Annotated in this window: 20 protein-coding genes and 1 tRNA gene; 18 read left to right on the top strand and 3 right to left on the bottom strand. The window is 62.2% G+C overall.

The window, feature by feature from the left end; translation table 11 throughout:
• Positions 1 to 153 precede the first annotated feature (153 nt).
• The gene (locus tag QP305_RS00210) at positions 154 to 567 is read left to right on the top strand and encodes a hypothetical protein (protein WP_284903215.1); all 414 of its coding nucleotides are present in this window, start codon (positions 154 to 156) and stop codon (positions 565 to 567) included.
• Here the strand turns inward: QP305_RS00210 and QP305_RS00215 are convergent.
• Positions 564 to 1,520: an aldo/keto reductase gene (locus QP305_RS00215; protein WP_284903216.1), complete on the bottom strand. Its 957-nt coding sequence runs from the start codon at positions 1,518 to 1,520 to the stop codon at positions 564 to 566. The genes QP305_RS00210 and QP305_RS00215 overlap by 4 nt on opposite strands.
• A gap of 161 nt (positions 1,521 to 1,681) precedes the next feature.
• Here QP305_RS00215 and QP305_RS00220 point away from each other — a divergent pair, with 161 nt between their 5' ends.
• Positions 1,682 to 2,503: an undecaprenyl-diphosphate phosphatase gene (locus tag QP305_RS00220; protein WP_284903217.1), complete on the top strand. Its 822-nt coding sequence runs from the start codon at positions 1,682 to 1,684 to the stop codon at positions 2,501 to 2,503.
• Positions 2,504 to 2,627: 124 nt separating this feature from the next.
• The gene (locus QP305_RS00225) at positions 2,628 to 3,899 is read left to right on the top strand and encodes a hypothetical protein (RefSeq protein ID WP_284903219.1); all 1,272 of its coding nucleotides are present in this window, start codon (positions 2,628 to 2,630) and stop codon (positions 3,897 to 3,899) included.
• A gap of 93 nt (positions 3,900 to 3,992) precedes the next feature.
• On the opposite strand, the gene QP305_RS00230 is transcribed toward QP305_RS00225, so the two are convergent.
• Complete coding sequence (locus tag QP305_RS00230; protein WP_284903220.1) at positions 3,993 to 4,814, bottom strand: RecB family exonuclease; 822 nt, start codon at positions 4,812 to 4,814, stop codon at positions 3,993 to 3,995.
• Between the two features lie 64 nt (positions 4,815 to 4,878).
• Here QP305_RS00230 and QP305_RS00235 point away from each other — a divergent pair, with 64 nt between their 5' ends.
• The 6 genes from QP305_RS00235 to QP305_RS00260 all read left to right on the top strand — a co-directional run bounded on the left by QP305_RS00235 (position 4,879) and on the right by QP305_RS00260 (position 11,822).
• Positions 4,879 to 6,030, top strand: coding sequence for a tRNA (adenine-N1)-methyltransferase (locus tag QP305_RS00235; RefSeq protein WP_284903221.1), 1,152 nt, complete (start codon positions 4,879 to 4,881; stop codon positions 6,028 to 6,030).
• A gap of 94 nt (positions 6,031 to 6,124) precedes the next feature.
• The gene (gene arc, locus QP305_RS00240) at positions 6,125 to 7,726 is read left to right on the top strand and encodes a proteasome ATPase (RefSeq protein WP_284903223.1); all 1,602 of its coding nucleotides are present in this window, start codon (positions 6,125 to 6,127) and stop codon (positions 7,724 to 7,726) included.
• A complete protein-coding gene (gene dop / locus QP305_RS00245) occupies positions 7,723 to 9,309 on the top strand; it encodes a depupylase/deamidase Dop (protein WP_284903225.1) in 1,587 nt (528 codons plus the stop codon). Before arc ends, dop begins: the two co-directional genes overlap by 4 nt.
• A 67-nt stretch (positions 9,310 to 9,376) precedes the next feature.
• Positions 9,377 to 9,556: a ubiquitin-like protein Pup gene (locus QP305_RS00250; protein ID WP_026429315.1), complete on the top strand. Its 180-nt coding sequence runs from the start codon at positions 9,377 to 9,379 to the stop codon at positions 9,554 to 9,556.
• A gap of 14 nt (positions 9,557 to 9,570) precedes the next feature.
• Positions 9,571 to 10,941 carry a Pup--protein ligase gene (gene pafA, locus QP305_RS00255; protein WP_284903562.1) on the top strand — a complete coding sequence of 457 codons (1,371 nt, stop codon included), beginning with the start codon at positions 9,571 to 9,573 and terminating at the stop codon, positions 10,939 to 10,941.
• Positions 10,938 to 11,822 carry an FKBP-type peptidyl-prolyl cis-trans isomerase gene (locus QP305_RS00260; RefSeq protein WP_284903228.1) on the top strand — a complete coding sequence of 295 codons (885 nt, stop codon included), beginning with the start codon at positions 10,938 to 10,940 and terminating at the stop codon, positions 11,820 to 11,822. Before pafA ends, QP305_RS00260 begins: the two co-directional genes overlap by 4 nt.
• Before the next feature lie 83 nt (positions 11,823 to 11,905).
• Here QP305_RS00260 and QP305_RS00265 read toward each other — a convergent pair whose 3' ends face one another.
• On the bottom strand, positions 11,906 to 12,499 hold the full coding sequence (locus QP305_RS00265; protein WP_284903230.1) for an AAA family ATPase: 594 nt from the start codon (positions 12,497 to 12,499) through the stop codon (positions 11,906 to 11,908).
• A gap of 99 nt (positions 12,500 to 12,598) precedes the next feature.
• On the opposite strand from QP305_RS00265, the gene QP305_RS00270 reads away from it, so the two are divergent.
• The 9 genes from QP305_RS00270 to QP305_RS00310 all read left to right on the top strand — a co-directional run bounded on the left by QP305_RS00270 (position 12,599) and on the right by QP305_RS00310 (position 24,240).
• Positions 12,599 to 13,516, top strand: a complete 918-nt coding sequence (locus tag QP305_RS00270) for a hypothetical protein (RefSeq protein WP_284903232.1) — start codon at positions 12,599 to 12,601, stop codon at positions 13,514 to 13,516.
• A complete protein-coding gene (lgt, locus tag QP305_RS00275) occupies positions 13,513 to 14,532 on the top strand; it encodes a prolipoprotein diacylglyceryl transferase (RefSeq protein ID WP_284903233.1) in 1,020 nt (339 codons plus the stop codon). The genes QP305_RS00270 and lgt overlap by 4 nt, the downstream gene beginning before the upstream one ends.
• A gap of 130 nt (positions 14,533 to 14,662) precedes the next feature.
• A complete protein-coding gene (gene pyk, locus QP305_RS00280) occupies positions 14,663 to 16,093 on the top strand; it encodes a pyruvate kinase (protein ID WP_284903234.1) in 1,431 nt (476 codons plus the stop codon).
• Between the two features lie 254 nt (positions 16,094 to 16,347).
• A tRNA-Leu gene (locus QP305_RS00285) sits at positions 16,348 to 16,429 on the top strand.
• Positions 16,430 to 16,657: 228 nt separating this feature from the next.
• On the top strand, positions 16,658 to 17,275 hold the full coding sequence (locus QP305_RS00290) for an ANTAR domain-containing response regulator (RefSeq protein WP_284903564.1): 618 nt from the start codon (positions 16,658 to 16,660) through the stop codon (positions 17,273 to 17,275).
• Positions 17,276 to 17,480: 205 nt separating this feature from the next.
• Complete coding sequence (polA, locus tag QP305_RS00295) at positions 17,481 to 20,159, top strand: DNA polymerase I (RefSeq protein WP_284903236.1); 2,679 nt, start codon at positions 17,481 to 17,483, stop codon at positions 20,157 to 20,159.
• A 225-nt stretch (positions 20,160 to 20,384) separates the two neighbouring features.
• Positions 20,385 to 21,869, top strand: a complete 1,485-nt coding sequence (rpsA, locus tag QP305_RS00300; RefSeq protein ID WP_284903237.1) for a 30S ribosomal protein S1 — start codon at positions 20,385 to 20,387, stop codon at positions 21,867 to 21,869.
• A 173-nt stretch (positions 21,870 to 22,042) separates the two neighbouring features.
• A complete protein-coding gene (gene coaE / locus QP305_RS00305) occupies positions 22,043 to 22,744 on the top strand; it encodes a dephospho-CoA kinase (RefSeq protein WP_284903238.1) in 702 nt (233 codons plus the stop codon).
• A 149-nt stretch (positions 22,745 to 22,893) separates the two neighbouring features.
• On the top strand, positions 22,894 to 24,240 hold the full coding sequence (locus QP305_RS00310) for a gluconate:H+ symporter (protein ID WP_284903239.1): 1,347 nt from the start codon (positions 22,894 to 22,896) through the stop codon (positions 24,238 to 24,240).
• Positions 24,241 to 24,256: the final 16 nt, after the last annotated feature.

Raw genomic sequence — 24,256 nt, forward strand, 5'->3', positions numbered from 1 at the left:
CTGGAAATCTATATTCCGGGGCTTTTCGCATGCCCGGGTGCACGCGTGGCTGCATGCCCGGGTGCATGCGTGGCCGGCATTCCAGCCTGATCGCGGGAATTCCGGCGCCGCTAAGGTTAGCGAATCACCTGCGTTTCGGGGTATTCTAGGGCCATGGCTACGAATCCGCGCGCTGCGCTTGACCGTCTCATTGGTGCTTTCGAGGATTTCCACCAGGCGGCTACTACCGCTGATGACCCGGAAGCTCCGGCGGTGCTGGAAGCCGCCGATAAGCTGGCGGATGCTTACACCATTTACGATGACGTCATCTTCACGAATTTCGATGTCGAAACGCCGCTGGATGTTTTCGATAGCGATAGTGACGATTTCTACGACGATGATGACGATTCTGAGGACTACCTCTACGACACCGATGATTATGACGATCTGGACGACGATGATGACGATTCAGACGATGATTACGATGACGATGAGGATGATGAGGACGATTACCCCGGCCTCGATGACGAAGGCGACGACGAAGACGACGACGCGGATGAGGCCGACGCCGCCGCTTCCCGCTCCTAAGAAATATCGTTGAGCGCCTCGATCACCAGATCAGGCAGCTCTTCGCCACCCGCGAGGTTTCCCCCGAGCAGGCTGGTTAATTGGCTGGCGGTGCGCGCACCCACCAGGGCGGAGCTCACCGGCGTGGCCAGGAGCCAGCCCAGGGCAACCTCAGCGGGATTCCAGTTCAGGCCTTCGGCGGCTTTCGCCACCGCCTCCACAATCCGGCGCGGTCCCTCATCCAAATAGGGCGCCACAAAGGCGGCCAAATGATCGGAGGCCGCCCGCGAAGTTGCCGGGATGGCATGCCGATATTTCCCGGTAAGCACCCCCCGCCCGAGGGCCGAGGTGGCAAGCAGCCCGATCCCCATGGCCTCGCACATCGGCAGCATGGCTGTTTCAACACTCCGCTCCACCAGGGAATACTCTTCTTCCACCACGGTGAGCGCAGGTAGGTGGCGTTCGCGCAGCAGGGTCTGCATTGCCGCAACCCGCCAGGGCGCATATCCCGATACCCCGATATAGCGTGCCTTGCCCCGCATCACCAGCCCGGCCAGGGCGAGCGCAGTTTCCTCATCCGGGGTGATGCCATCGGGGCCACCGGCCACCGCAATATCCACGGTGTCGATACCGAGCCGAGCGAGGGACGCATCGAGGGAACGTGCAATTCCGGCTCGCGACACGCTATAGCTGGGACCGCTCGGATTATCGAGGAAACCTACGCGGGTGCAGATGGTGAGCTGCGAGCGGGCGGCGTCGTCGCCGAAAAAAGAGCTGAGCAAGGAGCCGAGCAGTGCCTCTGCCGCACCGTCTCCGAAAGCCGGCGAGGTGTCCACAAGGGTGCCGCCGGCGTCCAGAAAGGCGCGCAACTGCCCGCGGGCCTCCTCCTCATCGGTATCGCGACCCCACGTGAGCGTTCCCAAGCCGAGCGTGGATACAAGAAGCCCGCTGGCACCAACCGCACGATAATCCATGACTCCACTCTAAACCACCGCGCCGAACCAGAGCCGGACCAGGGCCGAACCAGAGCCGAACTAGCACCGCAGCACTTCGCCGCACTTTGCCGGGGTGCGCTGCTAGTTCCGCCCGGACACCTCACCGCGCCGCCGCGCCGCGCCCGCTATGCTTAGTCCCCGTGGGTTATCTAGAAGCAGCCATTCTTGGCCTCGTGCAAGCACTAACGGAATTCTTGCCGATTTCTTCTTCGGCGCATATCCGCATTGTCGGTGGTCTTTTCGGGTGGGGCGATCCGGGCGCGGCTTTCACCGCGATTATTCAACTGGGCACCGAAGCCGCGGTGCTGTGCTACTTCTGGAAAGACATCGTGCGCATTATCCGAAAGTGGTTGTGCTCGTGGACCGGGCGGGTGGCGCGCACGGACGCGGATGTGCGCATGGGCTGGGTCGTTATTATCGGCACGCTTCCTATCGGCCTCCTCGGCCTGCTTTTCGCGGACACCATCGAAACGTCACTGCGTAATCTCTACATCACCGCGGCCGTGCTGGCACTATTCGCGATTTTCCTCGGGTTGGCCGACCGCTGGGCGAGCCAGCGCAAAGACCTGCGCGATATGAGCTACCGCGACGGTTTGCTCCTCGGTTTCGGGCAGGCTCTCGCGCTGATTCCGGGAGTGTCGCGTTCGGGCGGCACGATTACCACCGGCCTGCTCCTCGGCTATACCCGCGAGGCGGCGGCGCGGGTGTCCTTCCTCATGGCGGTGCCGGCGGTGCTGCTCTCGGGCTTCTACCAGCTGGTCAAATACGCCGGTGACGCCTCGATTCCCGCCGGGCCCACGATTCTTGCCACGGCGATTTCTTTCGTTTTGGGGTACGCGGTGATCGTGTGGTTCTTGCGTTTGGTGTCCACGCGTTCGTACCTGCCTTTCGTGATCTATCGCTTGGTGCTGGCCGCGCTTGTGGTGGTGTTGCTCGGCACCGGCGTGCTTTCTGTTTTTTAACGACGACGCCGCAACGGCTCGCCCCGCTGCTGCTGTTCCCTGAGGGGGAGCGGCGTACTGGGTAGACTGTGCGTGGGTTCCTCACGTGGAGGACTCGCGAAGTAGGAGACTAACGGATAACCAGATGGAGACTTGGACACGCCCGGAGGTACCACCGCTGGGGTTCACCCCGGACCTCAACCTGTACGATTCCGATAATGAGGAAATTTGCCGGGTAGAAACGCGGCAACCTACCCTCTACACCTGCGGTATCACACCCTACGATGCCACTCACCTGGGGCATGCTTTTACTTACGTGAGTGCCGATACCCTGGTGCGGTACTGGCTGGCCGCGGGCCTTCCGGTTCGCTACGCCCAGAACATCACGGATATTGACGATCCGCTTTTTGAACGCGCGGAGCAAACCCGGGTGGATTGGCGTGAACTGGCGGATTCTCAAGTAGCGCTTTTCCGTTCCGATATGGATGCTCTGCGGGTTGTTCCGCCCGGGAACTGGATTGCGGTCTCCGAGATTTTGGATGAGGCGGAGGCGGTGGTTCGCGATTTTGAGGCGCGTGGCCTGGCGTACCGCTTGCCCAATGGGGACGGTTCGGAAGATATCTATGTTGATCTCACCCGCGATCCGAGTTTCGCCGCCGCGCCTGTTTTCGAGTACTTGGATCTGGAGCGGATGTTCGATGAGCACGGTGGGGATTCCACCCGTCCGGGTAAGCGCCGCACCCTTGACCCGCTGGTGTGGAAGGGCGTGCGCGGGAATGATTTCCGGCCCGCGGGGGAGAAGCCCGGGTTCTGGCGGCCCGGCTGGCACGTGGAATGTGCGCTGATAGCCCGCACCTACCTGGGTGAACATATCACCGTGCAGGCCGGCGGGCGTGATCTACTCTTCCCGCACCATGAGATGAGCGAAAGCCATTTGCGGGAGATGACGGGTGACCGCGGCCGGGTGGATATTCATTTCCACGTGGGGATGGTGGCCTACCAGGGTGAAAAAATGTCCAAATCGCTGGGCAATCTGGTTCGGGTTTCGGAGCTGACCGCCGCTGGTGCGCATCCGAGCGCGATTCGCCTGGTGCTCCTGGCCAATCATTACCGTTCCGATTGGGAATACCAGGCGAGTGCGCTCAAGCGGGCCGAAGCCCGCCTGGAAGCCTGGCAGCAGGCAGCCCGCCGCGCGCTCGGAAAGCCGTCCGCAGCAGCTGGGCCGGGCGAAAATACAGCCGCGGAGCCTGAGCTGGCTCCCACCTGCCGGGCGCTCATCGAGGCTATTTCGGATGACCTGGACACCCCGCAAGCCCTGCACATCCTGGATGAGTGGGCGGCATCCGGAGCACCCGATGCGGTGCAAGTGGTGCGTGCGGTGGATGCCCTCCTGGGCATTCAGTTGCTTGCCGAATAATCCGGGGTTCAGAGAGCTGAGGTAGGTGCGTCAGGCAGGCGCGGGCGGCCTCCAATGTGCGTTCGCTGTGCCAACGCGCCCCGGGCGCATGCGCTAACTATGTGCCGTGCGCATCTGCTCCACCCCCTCCGTGCTAAGCGGCGGGGGAGTCCCGCCGTAGGCCGGGCAAATCTGCTGGAAATAGCACCAATCGCACAGGCGGGAGGTGCGCGGTTCGAATTCCCCGGAATCCAGGCGCGCGGCAATATCCCGCCAGGTTTCCTCCAGATCCATGGCGATACGCCGGGTATCTTCCGGGAGGGGATCATAGGTGAGAGTGCGCCCATCCTTGAGATAAACAAGCTGGGTGCGGGCCGGGCGCTGCCCTTCCGTCAATTCCAAAAGCAGCGCATAAAAACGCATCTGGTAGAGAGCTTCGTTCTGGTAGCGCGGATGCGGGGACTTCCCGGTTTTATAATCCACCACCCGCAAGGCTCCATCGGGAGCCGCATCGATACGATCCACGATTCCGCGCAGGGCCAAACCAGACGGCAGGCGGGCATTAATGAATTTTTCCCGATCCCGCGGTGCCAAAAACCGCGGATTCTCCATGTGGAAATAGTTGCGAATAAGCGCACGGGCCTGTTCCAGCCATTCCGAGAGCGCATCCGCGGACTCAAAAAGATCAGCATCCTGCGGGGACTTTTCCAGGTGCGCCTCCCAACGCGGCAGCAGGAGGGACTGGGCGTATTCTTCGGTGCGGGCTTGCTGCGGTGCGGCGTACAGGTACTCCAGAACCGAATGCACTAGGGTGCCGCGCAGCGCGGCGAGGGAGGGCGCTTCGGGGAGGCGATCCACGCTCCGGAAACGGAAGAGCAGCGGGCACTGCTTGAAATCTTTGGCACGTGATGGTGATAGTGCGGCGTGACGAGTCATGCTTCCACTTTAACAACTCGCTACGACAGAAAAATCTGCGGTAAGGACAAACTACACTGGAGGAATGACACTACGACGAGGCCCCTTCCGCCCCGGTGAGCGCGTTCAACTCACCGATCCTAAAGGGCGGCATTACACCATCAATCTCACGGTTGATGGCTATTTCCAGTCCACGCGCGGCTCTTTCCGCCACAGCGAGCTCATCGGGAAAGAGGAAGGCAGCCTCATCACCACCGAAGAAGGCCGTGAATTCCTCGCGCTGCGCCCGCTCCTGAGCGATTACGTGCTTTCCATGCCGCGCGGCGCCACCATTGTCTACCCGAAAGATGCGGCGCAAATCACCCACACTGCGGATATTTATCCGGGGGCACGGGTTTTTGAGGCCGGGGTCGGCTCCGGGGCTCTCTCCATTTCCCTGCTCCAAGCGGTAGGCCCTCAAGGTTTTCTTCTCAGCGCGGAACGCCGCCCGGAATTCGCGGAGATCGCGCAGGCCAATCTGGTGTCCTGGTGGGGGAGCCACCCGGAAAACTGGCAGGTGGAATGCGGGGAAGCGGCTGATATTTTGGCTGCGCACCCGGCCGGTTTTGATCGCGTTATCCTCGATATGCTCGCTCCCTGGGAAATCATTCCGGCAGCCGCGCAGGCTTTGGTACCCGGTGGAGTTTTCCTCGCTTACGTTGCAACGACGACGCAGCTCTCCCGCTGCGCCGAAGATCTCAAAGCAACGGGACTTTTCACCGGCCCTGAAGCCAGTGAAACACTGGTGCGCACCTGGCATTTAGAAGGGCTCGCAGTGCGCCCCGATCACCGGATGGTCGCGCATACCGGCTTCCTCATTGTGGCGCGCCGCCTAGCCGGGACCACCCGGCTCACTCCGGCATCCCGCCCGGCCAAGGGCGCCTACGCCGAACCTATGCCCTGGGAAAACCCGGAGGCTGAACCACTCCAGGAACGCCCGATTGCGGAAAAGAAACTTCGTAAGGTCCGCCGTGATGTAGCGCACCGGGCTGATGTGGAAGAAAGCGGGGTATCCACCCCGGGAGAACATTCCCGCCAGATAGCTGAGAAAATCGCGGCGGAAATCGCCCACCGTGAAGCCGAAAAGCGGCGGCAGGGCGAAGAGCCTCGGTACGCCGAAAAACAGCGGCAAGGAGCGGAAGCGGGGTACGCGGAAAAGCAGCGGGCAGCGGAGCAAGCACAGCGCTTTGAGGACTAGTGGCCTAAACGTGAGGGCGCCCGGGATGCTATATCCCGGGGTGGGCGGTAAGGTAGGCCTGTCCTAGAATAAGGGGACGATCAGAAAGGAAGCCATGAGCACATCGGAGTCGAGCGCGGCTCTTGCCGAAATCGCGTCCTTGCGTGAGAAAAATGAACGGCTCTCCACCTCGCTGGTCGCCGCCCGGAAACGCATCCAGGAATTGGGGGAGAAACTCGATTCCCTCTCCCGGCCTCCGGCTACTTTCGCCACCTTTATTCGCGGGCATTCTTCCGATCATTCCATTGATGCCCTCGTGGGTGGCCGGAAAATGAACGTGGCCGTTTCCCCGTATGTTGCTTTGGAACAATTGCGCCCTGGCCAAGAAGTACGCCTCAATGAAGAACTCGTGGTTGTCGGCATTGGCGGCTACGAAAATACCGGGCAGCTCGTCGCTGTCGAACTCGTGCTGGATCCCCAGCGGGTACTCGTGCGGGTACACGCGGACGAAACAAAAGTGCTGCGCATCGGCGGTAAACTCTCGGCCGGGAAACTGCGGGTGGGGGATACCTGCATGGCGGACCTGAAAACCGGGTTCCTAGTAGAAAAGGTAGAGCGCCCGGATGTCGAGCACCTGCTGCTTGAAGAAGTCCCGGATGTTTCCTATGCGGATATTGGCGGCTTGGATACTCAGATTGAGGAAATCCGCGACAGTATCGAATTGCCCTTCCAGCAACCCGACCTCTATCGGGAGCATGGCCTGCGCCCGCCCAAGGGCATTTTGCTGTACGGGCCTCCGGGAACCGGAAAAACCATGATCGCGAAAGCGGTGGCCACCTCCCTCGCGGAGAATGCCGCGCGTGCCCAAGGGGTAGCCAAAGCTTCCTCGTACTTCCTCAATATCAAGGGGCCGCAGCTCCTTGATAAATACGTGGGGGAAACAGAACGCCAGATTCGTGAAATCTTTTCCCGGGCTCGGGACCGGGCCTCCTCGGGTATTCCCGTTGTGATTTTCTTCGACGAAATGGAAGCCCTCTTCCGCACCCGCGGCTCCGGTGTTTCTTCCGATGTGGAAACAACCGTGGTCCCGCAGCTCCTCGCTGAAATTGACGGGGTGGAACAACTCTCCAATGTCATCGTTATTGGCGCTTCCAACAGGGAAGATATGATCGACCCGGCCATTTTGCGGCCCGGCCGGCTCGATGTGAAAATCAGGGTTGAACGCCCCGATTACGCGGGGAGTGTGGATATTCTTTCCAAGTACCTCACTCCCGAGCTGCCCTACGCGCCGGCTGATATTGCAGCTTACGGTGGCGGGGCGGGAGCCGCGGCCCATCTGGCCCGCCTCATCGCGGATAAGGTTTTCGAGGCATCCCCGGAGAACCGCTTCGTTGATGTCACCTATGCTTCGGGGCGGAAAGAAACTCTCTATCTTGCCGATTTCGTTTCCGGGGCTCTCCTGGCCGGCATTGTTGATCGCGCGAAAAAAGCAGCTATCAAAACGTATTTGACCACCGGGACGCGCGGGATTACCGCGCAGCACGCTATCGCCGCCGTGCATGCCGAAGCCCGCGATAGCTCGGAACTGGACCAGATCTCCAATCCGGATGAATGGGCCAAAGTCAATGGTAAAAACCGCGGGGAGCGGATCGTGGCGGTGCGTCCGCGCCAGAGTGATTCGAGCGCGCAGAACACAAGGGGAGAGGAACCACGATGACAGCACGTCGAGTCATCGGCCTGGAAACAGAATTCGGGATTATGGAACCCGCCGACCTGCGGGCCAATCCCGTGGTACTTTCGGCCGATTTCGTAGAAACCTACGGGCACGCCGGGGCAGGGGCCGGCACGCACGGCCCGGTGGCCTGGGATTACACAGGGGAAGATCCCCTCAATGACGCCCGCGGTTTCCGGATGAGCCGGGAGGAGGCGGACCCTTCTCAACTCACCGATGATCCGGAGAATCCCGCCCCGCCAGCTGGCGTCGTCGTCGCACCTATAACGGACGACGACGCAGAGCTGCGCCGCCCGCGCGCCGCGAACGCGGTTCTCACCAACGGCGGGCGCCTCTACGTGGATCATGCCCACCCGGAATATTCCTCGCCGGAAACCGCGACCCCGCGGGAAGCCGTGCTCTGGGACCGCGCCGGTGAACTCATCGCGCGGCGCGGAATAGAACTGCTGCGCGAAAACGGGCGTGAATTCGCGATCTACAAAAACAATGTGGACGGAAAAGGCGCGGCCTACGGCTCGCACGAAAACTACCTGGTTGACCGGGCGCTGCCCTTCACGGAAATCATCCGCTACCTCACGCCTTTCTTCGTGACCCGGCCGATCCTATGCGGTACCGGGCGCGTGGGGCTCGGTCCGCGTTCCGAACAACCTGGATTCCAGATTTCGCAACGCGCCGACTACGTTGAAAACGATGTCGGGCTGGAAACTACCTTCAACCGGCCCATTATCAATACCCGCGATGAACCGCATGCGGCCGCGGAACGCTTCCGGCGCCTGCACGTCATCGGGGGAGACGCCAACCAATTCGATGTCTCTATCCTGCTCAAAGTGGGAACCACCTCGCTGGTGCTGTGGATGCTCGAACAGGACGCGGTTCCCCTCGGGCTGGAATCCGTGATCATGGATAGTCCCGTGCCCCTCACGTGGACGGTCTCCCAGGACCCGAGCCTCAGCACCAAACTTGAGGTGCACGAAGGCGAACCGCGTACCGCCCTGGAGATCCAGCAGATCTACCTCGACGCGGTCCGCGATGCGCTAGCCGAACGCGGTGAGGTGGACGGCGATACCGCGGAAATCCTCGAGCAGTGGCAAAGCGTGCTGGACCTGCTTTCGCGTGATATTTTCTCCGCCGCATCCCAGGTGGAATGGGTGGCGAAATACCAGATCTTGAACGAATTACGCGAACGCGGCGGGGGCAGCTGGGATTCGGATAAACTGCGCGCCCTCGATGTCCAGTGGCATGATCTGCGCCCCGAGCGCTCCGTCGTGGCGAAACTGCGGGGAGCCGGGCGGGTGGAGGAACTCTTCTCCGAAGCTGAGATCGCCAACGCTGCGCTGCACGCACCGGGTTCCACGCGCGCATATCTGCGCGGCCAGCTCATCTCCCGTTTCTCCGAACACGTGGCCGCGGCCAGTTGGTCGAGCGCGGTGCTGCGCGATAGCGCCGGCCAGCTCCACCGCCTCAGCCTGCCCGATCCTAGCGGTGCGAACGAAGCGGCCCTGGGGGCAACCCTGGCCGGTGCCCACACGATTGACGAAGTTATTGCCGCACTCACCGCGGCGGGTTAGTGGCGGGCCGGGGCCGGTAACGCAGCCGGCACCATCCGCACCAGTACCAGAAAAGAGGAAGGAAGAAATGTCCAGTCAAGAATTCCTGCAGCCCCAGCGCCGCCAGGAAGAAAACACCGAAGTGGAAGCCCCGCAGGCCCAAAACCAAGATTTTGGTATCGACGCGCTGCTCGACGATATCGACGCCGTGCTGGAAAGCAATGCGTCCTCCTTCGTGCAGGGCTTCGTGCAGAAAGGCGGACAGTGATACCCCGTCGCGTTATGGGCATCGAGACCGAATACGGAATCACCTGCGCGGCCCGGCGCGGAACACGCCCACCGCTGGATGCCGAAGAATCCGCCCAGCGGCTTTTCGCGCCGGTGCTCGCCGCGCATCGGTCCACAAACACGTTCCTCGAAAACGGCTCACGCCTCTACCTGGACGTGGGTGCCCACCCGGAATACGCCACCGCCGAATGCGATAATATCGACGACCTCCTCGCCCACGACCGCGCCGGCGAACTCATTTTCGCGCGGCTCGCCAAGCGCGCCAATGAGAAATTAAACAACGACGGCGTCCCCGGGGCCATCCACCTCCTGAAAAACAATGTTGATTCCGAAGGGCATTCCTTCGGGTGTCACGAAAACTACATGGTGCACCGGCGCCCGGACTACCGCCAGCGCATCGCCCGGCTCATCCCCTTCTTTGTGACCAGGCAAATCGTGGCGGGAGCCGGAAGCCTGCACCGCGGGGAAGACGGGCAGGTCCGCTACGAATTCTCTCAGCGCTCCCACCAGATGTGGGAGGCGATCTCCTCAGCGTCCACGCGGTCGCGGCCCATGATCAATACCCGCGATGAACCCCACGCCGATGCGGAACTCTACCGGCGCATGCACGTCATCGTGGGGGATTCCAATATTTCCCAGGCAACAACCGGTCTCAAGGTCGCGGCCACCGAAGCTCTCCTCACCCTCGTGGAAGAAGGCGCGATTCTTCCGGACCGGGAACTCGCCGATCCCATGCACGCCATCCGGATCACCGGCGCGGACCTATCGGGGCGTGCCAATCTGGAACTGGCCAGCGGCGGACTCACCGACCCGATTTCGGTCCAGCAGCGGATGTATGAAGCCGCGATAAACCACCTGGATCGGAAAGGCTACCTGGCGGAACTTGACCCCACCCGGCGCTACCTCCTCGAGCTGTGGGAGCGCGCTATTACAGCGGTGGAGCGCCGCGATCCCAGCCCTATTGCCACCGAAATTGACTGGGCCGCTAAACTCGCCCTCCTCACTCGGTACCGGGAACGCACCGGGGCGAAACTCTGCGACGCCCGGGTGGCACGCCTCGATTTGGCGTATCACGATATCACCGAAGGTGGGCTGCGCGACCGCATGGAAGAATCCGGGCTTCTGCGCCGGGTTATCGCGCCGGAACGCGCTACTGAGGCAATCACGACCCCGCCGCGCAGCACCCGGGCCGTGCTGCGCGGGCGTTTCCTGAGTGCGGCGCGGCAGGCCCGGCGCGATGTGGCGGTGGACTGGTCCACCCTGCGCCTCATGGAGGCCAATGGCAATTCCAGTGTGGTCCTCAATGACCCACTCGCCACTGAAAACACCGAGGTTGAGGCGCTTATCGAGGAGATCACCGCGTGACATCCCACCTGAGATACCGAGTGCTGCTGGCTGGCGTGGCGGTGGCCGCTACCGCGCTAGCGGGCTGTAGCGGCCACCGCGAGCCCGGCACCCCCGGAAGCGTGGATGTTACAGGCGCTTTCGGGGCACCCGTGACCATATCCGTGGAAGGGAACCTCCACGTGGACGGGGTCCGCCAGGAGGTCCTCAGCCCGGGGGACGGGGTAGAACTGGCGGAAGGAAGCCCGGTGCTCGCCCGCATTACCTCCTTTGACTCGCGTACCGAAGCCCCCGTGGAAGGTTTCGCCACCGGCGGGATTACCCTGGCCACCGTGAGCAAGGCGGGGGTGGGGGAGCTGGCTCCCTACCTGGCCGGGCAGCGGGAAGGAAGCCGTCTGCTTATTCAGCGGGAAGAATTGGTGGCCGGAGACCCGGGAGCGGTAGAAATCGTCGTCGTCGATATTCTCTACACAAATGCGCGCGGGGACGCGGCGCCGCCGCCTGCCACACCACCGGCTGGAATGCCGGGCCTGGCAAGCGGAGAAGGCGTGGCGCCCGTGCTCACCGGGGGCGGCGGTCCCATCCCGGAATTCGCGGTGGTGCCGCTTGTGCTCGGGCGCGGGGAGCAGGTAGCCGCATCGGATGAGCTTGTGCTCAACTATTTCCTGGTGGATCCGAATGGCCAAACGGTCGATTCCAGCTGGACCTCCGGGCCGGTGCGTGCCGCCATGGGCGATCTGATGGACGGGATGCGCAAGGGTCTGGTCGATCAGCGGGTAGGTTCGCGTGTCATGATTCTGATTCCGGCCAGCCAAGCTCGCGGGGATAGCGACCTCGTCGCCATCGTTGATATTTTGGCGACGGGCCGGGCGCTCACCCAGGTTCGCGCCGGCGCAGCTTAAAGCTCGCTTCGCCGTACGCGCTCAAGCTTGCTTCGCCGCGCGCAGCTCCTAGCGCCTCACCAGAAGCGTGCCATGCGCGCAGCCTAAAAACCGCGTATCTCCACGTGGAGCTGCCCCGCCTCCCAGCGCGCCACCGCGTCCGCCAGGGCCGGGGCATCTCTTTCGCCCACGAGCGCGGCTTCCTGGGCAGCCCACCTATCCCACCAGTCACTCGGATCGCCCTCGCGTTCCCGCACCCGCTCGCGCCGGAGAGAATCCTCACATTCCATCCAGATCGTGGCCGTGCACAGCGGCGCGCAGGCCGCGGAAGCTGCCCCGCACCCCTCCAGCAGCAGCACCTCGCAGCGTGGATCCTCCGGCACCGCAACCGGTGCATCGTAGCAGCTCAGATACCAATTCCAGGGAGCCACCCGGGCGCTCTCCCCGCGTAGAAAAGGCTCCAGAATATCCCGCGCCACCCGCTGCGTGCCCCGGGCCAAGCCATCCCAGCCGGGTACGAAACGCTCCACCTCGAGAATCTCCACCGCCAGCCCGCCCTCTCGCAGCCGCGCCGCAAGCGCCCGCGATAGCTGGGTTTTCCCGGACCCGCTCCGCCCGTCGATGCCGTAAACTCGCCGGCCTTTCCCGCGAAGTACCAGGCCCGCGAGGAGGTCCAGGCCCTCTTTGTTCTCTTTCATGGGTGCCACCCGTTCTTGCGTCATTTTTTGTCACACCGTGCGGGTACTCTATGTCATAACCAGCACGCGGAGCGAAGCTCACCGACACCGGGAGGCACAGTGGCGTGGTTTATTGATGAGGTAGCACAGCGGGTGCGGGCCGCCGCCAGGCAGGTCCCGGACCTCGAGCGTGATGCGCTGCGGCGCGCCGCCCAGGCGGCCCCGGCCCCGCGCGAGTTCTACCGTGCCCTCGTGCCCAGCCCGCAGCGCCCCATCGGGGTGATCGGGGAAATCCGCAGCCTCGGCGGCAGCCCCGCACCAGCTCCGGCGCAGCTGGAGGCCTTCGCGCAGGCATTGAGCAGCGGGGGAGCGGCCGCCATTTCGGTAACCGCCCCGGTGATTCCCGGTGGGCTCGGTTTGCCGGCGCTGCGCCTGGCCCGCGCCCTCGAGGTGGGCCCGCTGCTCTACCGCGATGTCACCGTTTCGGCGGTGCAACTCCTGCGGGCCCGCGCGGCGGGAGCGGATGCCGTTTCCCTCACCCCGCGGATTCTCGCCGATGTGGAGCTTGAGGCCCTGGTGGAACGGGCGCGCTCCCTCGGGATGGAGCCCTGCCTGGAAGTGGAATCCGAACGTGACATAGCGCGCGCGATGGCCTGCGCGGCGCGCGTCGTGATCGCAGATTCGCGCTCCGCCACCGATTATCCGCAGCTTTTCGAGGCGCTGCCCTACACCTGCGTGCGGGTGGTGCGGCGCGGGGTGCGCAATCCCTGCGATGTTTTCACCGCGGCACGGCACGGCGCCGGCTGCGTTATTGTAGGGCGGGCCCTGCTTGAAACAGCAGACCCGGCCGGTTTGCTGGCTAGCATGGCTACCGCGGGCCGGCACCCGGCCGCGCTACTCATGGCCAAGCGGACCGCACACGTGGCCGAACGTACGGCTAGCACGGCCGAAGGCACGGCTACCGCAACCGAAGGTAGTGCTCAGGCACCCGGGCTCGGGCACCCGCCCCACGCCCCCGGACAGGAAGGGACACGATGATTCCAACAGCTATTCCAGCTCCCGAGCATTCCGAATGGGTGCTTTTTGAGACCTCCGCATTTTCCCTCTCCATTAAGTTCTACGCGATCGCCATCGTCATCGGCATCATCGTTGCGTACGCCCTCACGGAACGGCGCTACGTGGCCAAAGGCGCCACCCGCGATGTCACGCTCTCCATCGCGCTGTGGGCCGTAATTTTCGGGATTATCGGCGGGCGGCTCTACCACGTCATCACCGACTACCAGCTCTATTTCGGTCCGGGTCGTGACCCGTGGCGCGTCTTCGACCTGCGCGGCGGTGGCCTGGGCATCTGGGGTGCGGTGGCCCTGGGAGGTGTGGGTGCCTGGATCGGGTGCCGCCGCAACGGGGTGCGCCTGCTACCCTTCGCCGACGCCCTCGCCCCGGGCCTCCTCATCGCCCAGGCCATTGGTCGCCTGGGTAACTACTTCAACCAAGAACTCTTCGGCGGGCCCACCTCATTGCCCTGGGGCTTGCAGGTGGATGCCGCGTACCGCCCCGCCGGCTTTCCACCCGAGCAGCTCTTCCACCCCACCTTCCTCTACGAATCGCTGTGGTGCCTGGGTGGCGCCGTCGTACTTCTTCTCCTCGAAAAACGCTTCCACCTGGTGGCCGGGCAACTGTTCGCCACGTATGTGATCGTGTACACGCTCGGCAGGGTATGGATCGAAAACTTGCGGATTGACCCGGCGCATCTCGTGGCTGGTTTGCGTCTCAATGTATGGACATCGCTGCTCGTTTTGCTCGGCGGAATCATCGCCCTCGTTATCTTGCGGCGCGCCTACCTGCGTGATTCTTCTCGCGATCACGTGTGGTTGCGGGCCCGCCCGGAACCGGAAACTGAAGGAACTGACGTTTCACAGCACGACGACGCCGCAGCCGGCCGGGCCGCCGTCGTACCCGAAAAAACGGAAACTTCCGGGGCCGCAAGCACGGGCGATCCGGTCGCATCTAGCGAATCCGAACCGGAGGTGGGTAACCGCTCAGTGAACGGGTGAAGCCGCCGGGCGAGCCGTGCGCTAGCGTAAAGATGAGCTCCGCGAGCGGGGCTTATAACGGTGCATATTTACCAGGACGAGTGCCTTGAGTCCCGATGGGGAAACAGGGCCCTCGGGTAAGATAGGAAACATGCGTAGAGCTAGAATTGTGTGTACGTTGGGTCCGGCTACGGATACCTACGATCAAATCCTTGAACTTGTTAAAGCCGGCATGAACGTGGCGCGTATTAACGCTTCCCATGGTTCGCATGAAGAACACGAAAAGCGCATTGATAATGTGCGTGCCGCCGCGAAGGAACTGGGTACCCCGGTTGCGGTGCTCGTCGATTTGCAGGGCCCGAAGATCCGCCTCGGTCGTTTCGCCGACGGCCCGGTCCAGCTGAATGTGGGCGATACCTTCACCATTACCACCCGCGATATCCCCGGCACGAAGGATATCTGCTCCACCACCTTTAAGGGTCTGGCCGGCGATTGCAATCCCGGCGATGTGCTCCTGATTGACGACGGTAAGGTCTCCGTGCGCGTTGTGGAAGTTGTGGACGGCACTGACGTGGTTACCCGCGTGGAAGTCCCCGGCCCCGTTTCCAATAACAAGGGTATTAACCTTCCCGGCGTGGCTGTGTCCGTTCCCGCTATGTCCGATAAGGACGAAGAGGATCTGCGCTGGGGCCTCAACTACGGTGCGGATCTCATCGCGCTGTCTTTCGTGCGTGACGCCAAGGATATTGATGACGTCCACCGCATTATGGACGAAGAGGGTATTCACCTCCCCGTTATCGCCAAGATCGAAAAGCCGCAGGCCGTGGCCAACCTGGACGACATCGTCCAGGCCTTCGACGGCATTATGGTCGCCCGCGGTGACCTCGGCGTGGAACTGCCCCTCGAGCAGGTTCCGCTGGTGCAGAAGGAAGCCATCTCCTTGGCCCGCAAGCGCGCCAAGCCGGTTATTCTCGCCACCCAGGTTCTCGAATCCATGATCCAGAACCCGCGGCCCACCCGCGCTGAGGCCTCTGACTGCGCCAACGCCATCCTGGACGGTGCAGATGCCGTTATGCTTTCCGGGGAAACCTCGGTGGGTCTCTACCCGATTGAGTGCGTGAAGACTATGGCCTCCATCGTTTCCTACACGGAGGAACACGGCCTGGAGCAGATCCCGCAGCTCTCCTCCCTGCATCGCACCCGCAACGGTGTTCTCACCCGCTCCGCTCTGGACATCGGTGAGGCCCTGGGCGTCAAGGCAGTTGTGGTCTTCACGGAAACCGGGCACACCGCCCGCCGCGTGGCACGCAACCGCTCCCGCCTGCCGATCATCAACTTCACTCCCTCGGAGAAGGTGCGCAATCAGCTCGCCGTTCTGTGGGGTAGCGAAACCTACACGGTGGATCACTCCGCCGCTACCACGGACGAAATGGTGCAGCAGGTGGAGGATCGCCTCCTCGAACTGGGCCGCGCCCAGGTTGGTGACCGCGTGGTGATCGTGGCCGGTATGCCTTCGGGTGTGGCTGGTTCCACCAACACCCTGCGTGTTCACAAGATCGGTGAAGAAACGGGCGTTGCCTAAACACCGCAGGCTCGTGTTCTCCTAAGTGTTGCCGTGTCCATGGGCACAGCAGCACGGCATTGAACAGTGGATAGGCGGGCGGGTGCCCGCTCGGAATCATCCGGGTGGGCACCCGCTGCCGTTCCTCTCACCTCCGCGGCATCTCATTTGAAATTTGGTGGCGGGTATGGTGAAATATTCTCTGCGTTTGCACAGTTACTCGCGGTGATCGGGCGATCCGGGCTCTCCCGCTGGTAGTATCGGCAGATGCACAAGCTCCTGTGGTGGAATTGGTAGACACACTGCACTCAAAATGCAGCGCCGCAAGGCGTGAGGGTTCGAGTCCCTCCGGGAGCACCGCGGCGATAAGCTTGGAGGCCATAACCTTGAAGTTAGCTGGGAATCTCTGGCCCGGTGTTTGCTCTGCACCGCGTGGTCTGACAGCATGGTAAGGGGCGCGTGAATTCCCGTTGCCGGTCATCAATCTCTCAAAGGTCAGAGAACACTTCGGTGTGGATGCAGGTGCAACATCGCACGCAGTAAATTTGGTTCAATCTATCCGGCATGCCGGTCGAAGGGGTCATGATGGCCAAGGGCACAGCGGCGCAATCCGCGGACAACAAAGAAGCCATTCGGGTTCTTGTCGTTGAAGACGAAACTCTCATTCGCCTCGATATCGTTGAAACACTGGAAGATGCCGGGTATGAGGTCGTCGGGGAAGCTGGCGATGGCGAATCCGCTATCGAACTGGCCGGCGAACTCGAACCGGATCTTATTGTCATGGATGTGAAGATGCCCGGTATGGACGGCATCACCGCCGCGGACCGCATCCTGGAAGAACACCGCGTCGCCATTGTGATGCTCACCGCTTATTCCCAGCGTGACCTGGTGGAACGTGCCCGTGATGCCGGCGCCATGGCCTATGTGGTCAAGCCCTTCACGCCCGCTGATCTCATCCCGGCGGTGGAAATCGCGGTTTCGCGCAACCAGGAAATCGAAGCCCTGGAAAACGAAGTCTCTACCATGGCCGAACAATTTGAAACCCGCAAGCGGGTGGATCGGGCGAAGGGGCTGCTGGAATCGCAGATGGGCCTAACCGAACCGGAGGCTTTCCGCTGGATTCAAAAGACGTCCATGGATCGGCGCCTGACCATGCGCGAAGTTGCCGATGCCGTTATCGAACAGGTAGGCGGGAAGAACTAAGCTTGCGCACCCGCAGCGCGCACCCGCCGAACTCGTAGCACGAACCGCTACGTGAGGAACCGGGGCGGAAGCGGCGCACACGTGTTGCGGAACCCGCAGTACGAACCGCGCATACGTGTTGCGGAACCCGAACACGCTTTCAACTAGCAGGCGCTCACCGGAAATCCGGTGGGCGCCTGTTTGCTATCTCGCGTAGGCTAGAGGGGTGAGTGACGAAAAATTCCTTCTTGTTGATGGCCATTCCATGGCGTTCCGTGCCTTCTACGCCCTGCGGGCGGAGAACTTCCTCACTGATCGCGGGCAGTACACCAACGCCGTATACGGGTTCCTTTCCACCCTCCTGAAAATCATTGGTGACTACCATCCCGATTACATTGCTGTGGCCTTTGACCTGCCGGGAGGAACCTTCCGCACCCGTGTCTATCCTGATTACAAAGCGGGCCGGGCCCCCACCCCGGTGGAATTCGCCGGGCAAATCGATGTTATTAAAAGCGTCCTTGATGTTTGCGGAATCAGCTGGCTCACCTACGAAGATTACGAAGCCGACGATATTATCGCCACCCTCTCGCGCCGGGCGGTAGACCACGGTGCGGATGTGTATATCGCCTCCGGTGATAAAGACTCCTACCAGCTCGTTGATGAGCACACCACCGTGCTGTATCCCATGCCGCGCTCGACCATGCAGGTGCTCGACCCGGCAGGTATCGAAAAGAAAACCGGGGTGCGCCCCGAACGCTACGCTGACCTGGCCGCACTCGTGGGGGAGGGCGCCGATAATATTCCCGGCGTGCCCGGGGTCGGCCCGAAAACCGCGGCGAAATGGCTTGCGAACTACGGTGACCTCGACTCCATCCTCGCCCGCGCCGACGACATCGGCGGAAAAGTGGGGGCTTCCCTGCGCGAGCACCTGGATCAGGTCCGTCAAAATCGCTCTCTCAACACCCTCGTACGTGACCTTCCCATCGGGGAGAATCTCGAGGAATTCCGCCCGCGTGGAGTGGACCGGGAGGCACTGCACGAACTCTTCGATACCCTCGATTTTGATACCTTGCGTGGGCGTGTCCTCACCGAATTACCTTCGCGCGACGGCGCACCTCAATCCGATGCTCCAGCCGGATTCACCCTCGCCGGCCTGGAGATCACCACCTCCGGGGTACGCGCGTGGCTTGACCAGCATGCCGATGCCCCGTTCTTTGGTCTCGAAATCGCCGGGCCGGCCAGCCCGGGTGCGGGGCGCGTGGAGGCAATGGCGATTGGCACAGCCCACGCGGCCTTGCTTCTCGATACGCACACCATGAACGAGGAGGACACCGCCCAGGTGCGGGCCTGGCTGGAATCGGATGCCCCGAAAGTGGTGCACGGCGCCAAAGAAGCCTGGCATCGGGTATGCGGGCAGGGCGCCGAATTGCGCGGCGTCGTACGCGATACCGTGCTGTGTGCCTACCTTCTCTATCCCGATCAGCGCAGCTATGACCTCGGTGATCTGGCGCTGCGCCACCTCGGCGTTGATCTGGGGGACGGGGGAGTGCTGCCCGGACTAGATGGGCAGGCTGATCCGTTGGCGGCACGCGCCGCGCTCCTCGGCCCGCTTTCCGAGAAATTACTCGGGGAATTGACGCAGCGCGGGGAAGACGGCGCCCTGCTCGACCTGGAAATGGATGTGGCGCGCACCCTCGCGCGCATGGAGGACACCGGGATTGCGGTGGACGCTCCCTACCTTGAAAAGCTCCGGAAGGATTTCGACGGCCGGGTGGAAGCCGCGGCGCGGCTTGCCTATGATGCCATTGGCCACAAGGTGAATCTCTCCAGCCCCAAGCAGCTCCAGGGGGTGCTGTTCGACGAATTGGGCTTGCCCACCACCCGGAAAACCAGATCCGGGTACACCACGAATGCGGAGGCGCTGGCTGATCTTGCCGTACGCATCGCACCCCGGGAAGATGATAAGGCGGTGGCCGGAACCCAATTCCTCGGGGCGCTCCTCGAGCATCGTGATGCCATTAAATTGCGGCAATCCGTGGAAGGCTTGCAGCGCAATACCCGGGCGGACGGAAAAATCCACACCACCTACCAGCAGGCGGTGGCCGCCACCGGGCGGCTCTCCTCCACGGACCCGAATCTCCAGAATATTCACGCGCGCACGGCCGAAGGACTCCAAATCCGTTCCGCTTTTATTCCCTCGGAGGGCTATGCGGCGCTCATGACCGCGGATTACTCCCAGATTGAAATGCGGATTATGGCCTCGCTTTCCGGTGATGAAGCGCTTATTACCGCCTTTAATGAAGGCGAAGACTTACATTCCTCGGTGGCGTCCCTCGTGTTCGGGATTCCCGAAAGCGAGGTGAGTAGCCAGCAGCGCTCCCGTATTAAAGCGATGAGCTACGGCCTGGCCTACGGCCTCTCCGCCTACGGGCTCTCCCGCCAGCTTCATATTTCTGCCCACGATGCCCAAGAGCTGATGGACACCTATTTTGCACGCTTCGGGAAAGTGCGTGATTACCTTGATTCCCTCGTAGTGAAAGCTCGCGAAGATGGCTATACCCAGACCCTGTTGGGGCGGCGGCGCTACCTGCCGGAACTGCGCTCCACGAACCGCCAGCTGCGCGAAGCATCCGAGCGGATGGCCCTCAACGCGCCTATCCAGGGCAGCGCCGCGGATATTATCAAGATCGCCATGGTGGCCGTGGTGGAAGCGCTGCGGGAAGCCGGGTTGCGCAGCCGGGTTCTGCTCCAGGTGCATGACGAACTGGTGCTGGAAGTAGCGCCCGGCGAGCACGAGGCCGCGGAGGAAATTGTGCGCCGGGAAATGGCTGGGGCAGCCCAGTTGCGGGTCCCGCTCTCCGTCGGGGTGGGCTACGGCCCCAATTGGCGTGAGGCAGCCCACTAAAACGCTCGACAGCGGGTCCACAAGAACAGCGCAACTGTCCCACGCGAACCTCGCGCACCATCCCGTGAGAACGGGGCTCACGCCACTCCGATTCCGGCCCGGATACCTTGCACTGGCCAAGCGTTTCCGCGTAGTATGGAGAACTGGTGTGAGCACCCGCCACACTGGCCGATATCCATCGGTCCCAAGCAAATATTCACAATAGTGTCCGGAAGTTATCAGTTAATGACTAATACCACCCCCGAGTCTTCGACTCTCCCCGAGATTGCCGTCAACGATATCGGCTCCGAGGAAGAACTTATTGCCGCCGTCGATAAGACGATCAAGTACGTTAACGATGGTGACCTCGTCGAAGGAACCGTTGTCAAGGTCGACCATGACGAAGTGTTGCTCGACATTGGCTACAAAACCGAGGGTGTTATTCCCTCCAAGGAACTTTCGATCAAGCACGATGTCAATCCCGATGACGTCGTGGAAATTGGCGACCAGGTAGAAGCCCTCGTCCTCCAGAAAGAAGACAAGGAAGGCCGCCTCCTCCTCTCGAAGAAGCGCGCGCAGTACGAACGCGCCTGGGCTGAAATCGAGAAGATCAAGGAAGCCGATGGTGTCGTGACCGGTACCGTCATCGAAGTCGTCAAGGGCGGCCTGATTGTTGATATCGGGCTGCGTGGCTTCCTGCCCGCTTCGCTCGTTGAAATGCGCCGCGTGCGCGATCTGCAGCCCTACATCGGCCGCGAACTCGAAGCGAAGATCATCGAACTTGATAAGAACCGCAATAACGTGGTTCTTTCCCGCCGCGCTTGGCTGGAAGCGTCCCAGTCCCAGGCCCGTGGCGAATTCCTGCACCAGCTCCAGAAGGGCCAGGTGCGCGAAGGCTTCGTGTCCTCCATCGTCAACTTCGGTGCCTTCGTGGACCTCGGCGGTGTGGACGGCCTCGTTCACGTCTCCGAACTGTCCTGGAAGCACATCGACCACCCGTCCGAGGTTGTCGAAGTTGGCCAGCCTGTCACCGTCGAAGTTCTCGATGTTGATATGGACCGCGAGCGTGTCTCGCTCTCCCTCAAGGCCACCCAGGAAGATCCCTGGCAGTCCTTCGCCCGCACCCACGCGATCGGCCAGATCGTTCCGGGTCGCGTGACCAAGCTCGTTCCCTTCGGCGCTTTCGTGCGCGTGGAGGACGGCATCGAAGGCCTCGTCCACATTTCCGAACTGGCTTCCCGCCACATCGACACCCCGGAAGAGGTTGTCAAGGTGGGCGACGACGTTTTCGTCAAGGTTATCGATATCGATCTGGACCGCCGCCGCATTTCGCTCTCCCTCAAGCAGGCGAACGAAGGCGTGGATCCGAACTCCCAGGACTTCGATCCCTCGCTCTACGGCATGGCCGCTGATTACGACGAAAACGGCAATTACAAGTACCCCGAAGGCTTCGATCCCGAATCGAACGAATGGCTCGAGGGTTACGAAGCTCAGCGCGAGGCATGGGAGAACGAATACGCCCAGGCCCAGGCCCGTTGGGAAGCACACAAGGCCCAGGTTGCTGCCGCGATCGAAGCCGATGCTGCCGCCGGCGCCCAGGCTGCTGCCGCTGCCGAACCTGCCGCCGAAATTCCGGCCAGCTACAGCTCCACCTCCGAACCGAGCGGCTCGCTCGACTCGGATGCTGATGAAGCTCTCGCCGCTCTGCGTGAGAAGCTGACCAACAACTAAGGTTCGCGTTTCCGCGGGTAGCAGCTAGACTGCTGCGGTAGCCGGGATATCCACGCTACCGCGCGTAGCAGCACGCTGCCGCGGGTAAATACCTTGTACCGCCGCCGGCGCACCTCTTCGGGGGAGCGCCGGCGGCGTTTTCTTTCTCCCGGGCGCATTGTTAAGCTGAAACGGTGAACGCACTAACAATCGGGGGAGCCAGCGCACAACTGCTGCGCCCCTTCACCCGCCCGCGAGGCCGCGCCCTGCGGATCGCGGTATCCGGCGGCATCGGCGCCGGCAAATCCACAGTTACCCACGTCCTACGCGACCGCGGCGCAATCATCGCCGACGCCGATGCCCTCGCCCGGGAAATCACCGCCCCGGGTAGTCCCGTCCTCGCGCAACTCACCGCCGCATTCGGTCCCGATATTTTAAACGACGACGGCGCCCTCAACCGGGCCGCCCTCGCCGCGCATATCTTCACCAACCCGGCCGCCCGCCACCGGCTCGAAGCCCTCACCCATCCCGCCATCATCGCGCGGGCCCGGGATATCCTCGCCAGTGCTGCCCCCGGCCAGCTGGCGGTCTACGATGTGCCGCTCCTGGTAGAAACCCGCGCTGATCGCGAAGTCGATTGCGTCATGATCGTGGCGGCCCCGGAAGAAAAACGAATCGAGCACCTGCGAGGCCGGGGGATGAGCCAGGCTGATGCCCAAGCCCGGATGCGCAACCAGGTAGATGATGAGGCCCGCCGGGCCCTGGCCCATATCTGGATCTGGAATGCGGGAAGCCGCGCGGAGCTGGAGAATCTCGTTGCCCAGTGTGCGGAGAGCTGGCTGGCGGCGCCGCAGGCGCCGGCGACGTCGTACAACAATCAAGAGAAACGCAAGTAAAAAGGTGATCCGTATCGTGTTTACTCTCAGCGTAAGAGGGAGTACCATTTACAGATAGTGAAATGACCGTTTCGCTATATGGTACGTCTCGTCGCCACGAAGCAACGATGCGCGGCGATGGGGCCTAAAATTTGAGAGGTTAAAAAGCTATGCCAATTGTTTGGCTGCTCGTGGGCATTGCGTTGATGCTCGTGCTCAACATCGTGTTCAAGGTGAATTCGATGCTCGCGCTGTTGCTCGCCGCCGTGGTGGTGGCGCTGTGCAACGGCATGGGCCCGATGGAAACTCTCAAGACCGTCACCACCGGTTTTGGTTCTACGCTGGGTTCGCTCGCCATTATCGTTGTTTTCGGTGCAGTTATCGGCCGCCTCATGGTGGACTCCGGTGCGTCTCACGTGCTGGCATCGGGGCTCATCCGCCGCTTCGGACTGCGCTTCGTGCGTATCGCCGTCATCATCATCGGTCTTATTTTCGGCCTGGCGATGTTCTACGAAGTTGCCTTCCTCATGATTGCTCCGCTCGTTATTTCTATTGCTCAGGAAGCAAAGGTGCCGTGGCTGCGCCTGGCCATTCCGGCCGTCTGCGCCACCACGGTTGCTCACTCCATCTTCCCGCCGCAGCCCGGCCCGGTTGCGCTCATTGACCAGTACAAGGCCGATGCCGGCATGGTCTACCTCCTCGGTATTCCCATGGCCATCCTCTGGGTGATCGTGGGTGGTGTGCTGCTGCCCAAGATTCTCGGTAACCTCGAGCGCCCGGTGCCGAAGTTCATGTCCGGTGATGAAAACGATAAGGAAGCGGCGGTCAACCCGCCGTCCTTCTTCGTTTCGCTTATCGTGCCGCTCAGCCCGGCCATCATTATGATCTCGGTGACCATTGCCAATATCTGGGTGGATCCGAAATCGACGCTGGGCCAGTGGCTCAACTTCTTCGGCTCCTCCCCGGTGGCCATGTCCGTGGCGCTGGTGCTCGCCATGCTGCTCTTCGGTATTCAGCGCGGGCACAAGGGCGAATGGGTCATGGATAAGTTCAATAAGGCCGTCTCCATTATTGCCGGCGTTGTGATGATTATCGGTGCCGGTGGCGCCTTTAAGCAGGTTGTTATCGACTCCGGTATCGGCGATTACATCGGCGGCTTCATGAGTGCGGGCGCGGTTTCGCCCTACATCATGGCGTGGTTCATCACCGTTCTTATCCGCCTGGCGACCGGCCAGGGCGTGGTCTCCGCGATGACCGCCGCCTCCATTATTGGTGCGGCTGTTATGGACCCGGCGACCGGCGTGATGCAGGCGGGCGTGGATCCCACGCTCCTCGTGCTCGCCACCGCAGCGGGCTCCAACTTCATGACGCATATTAATGACGCGTCCTTCTGGCTCTTCAAGGAATACTTCGATCTGTCCATCAAGGACACCCTGAAGACGTGGGGCGGTCTGCTCGCCTCCGGTTCGCTGGTCTCACTGGCGTACGTAATGTGCCTCTCGCCGTTCTTCGGCTAAGGCATGAGCAAGAAGG

It is taken from the genome of Actinotignum timonense (assembly GCF_030216305.1).
Taxonomy (GTDB): domain Bacteria; phylum Actinomycetota; class Actinomycetes; order Actinomycetales; family Actinomycetaceae; genus Actinotignum; species Actinotignum timonense_A.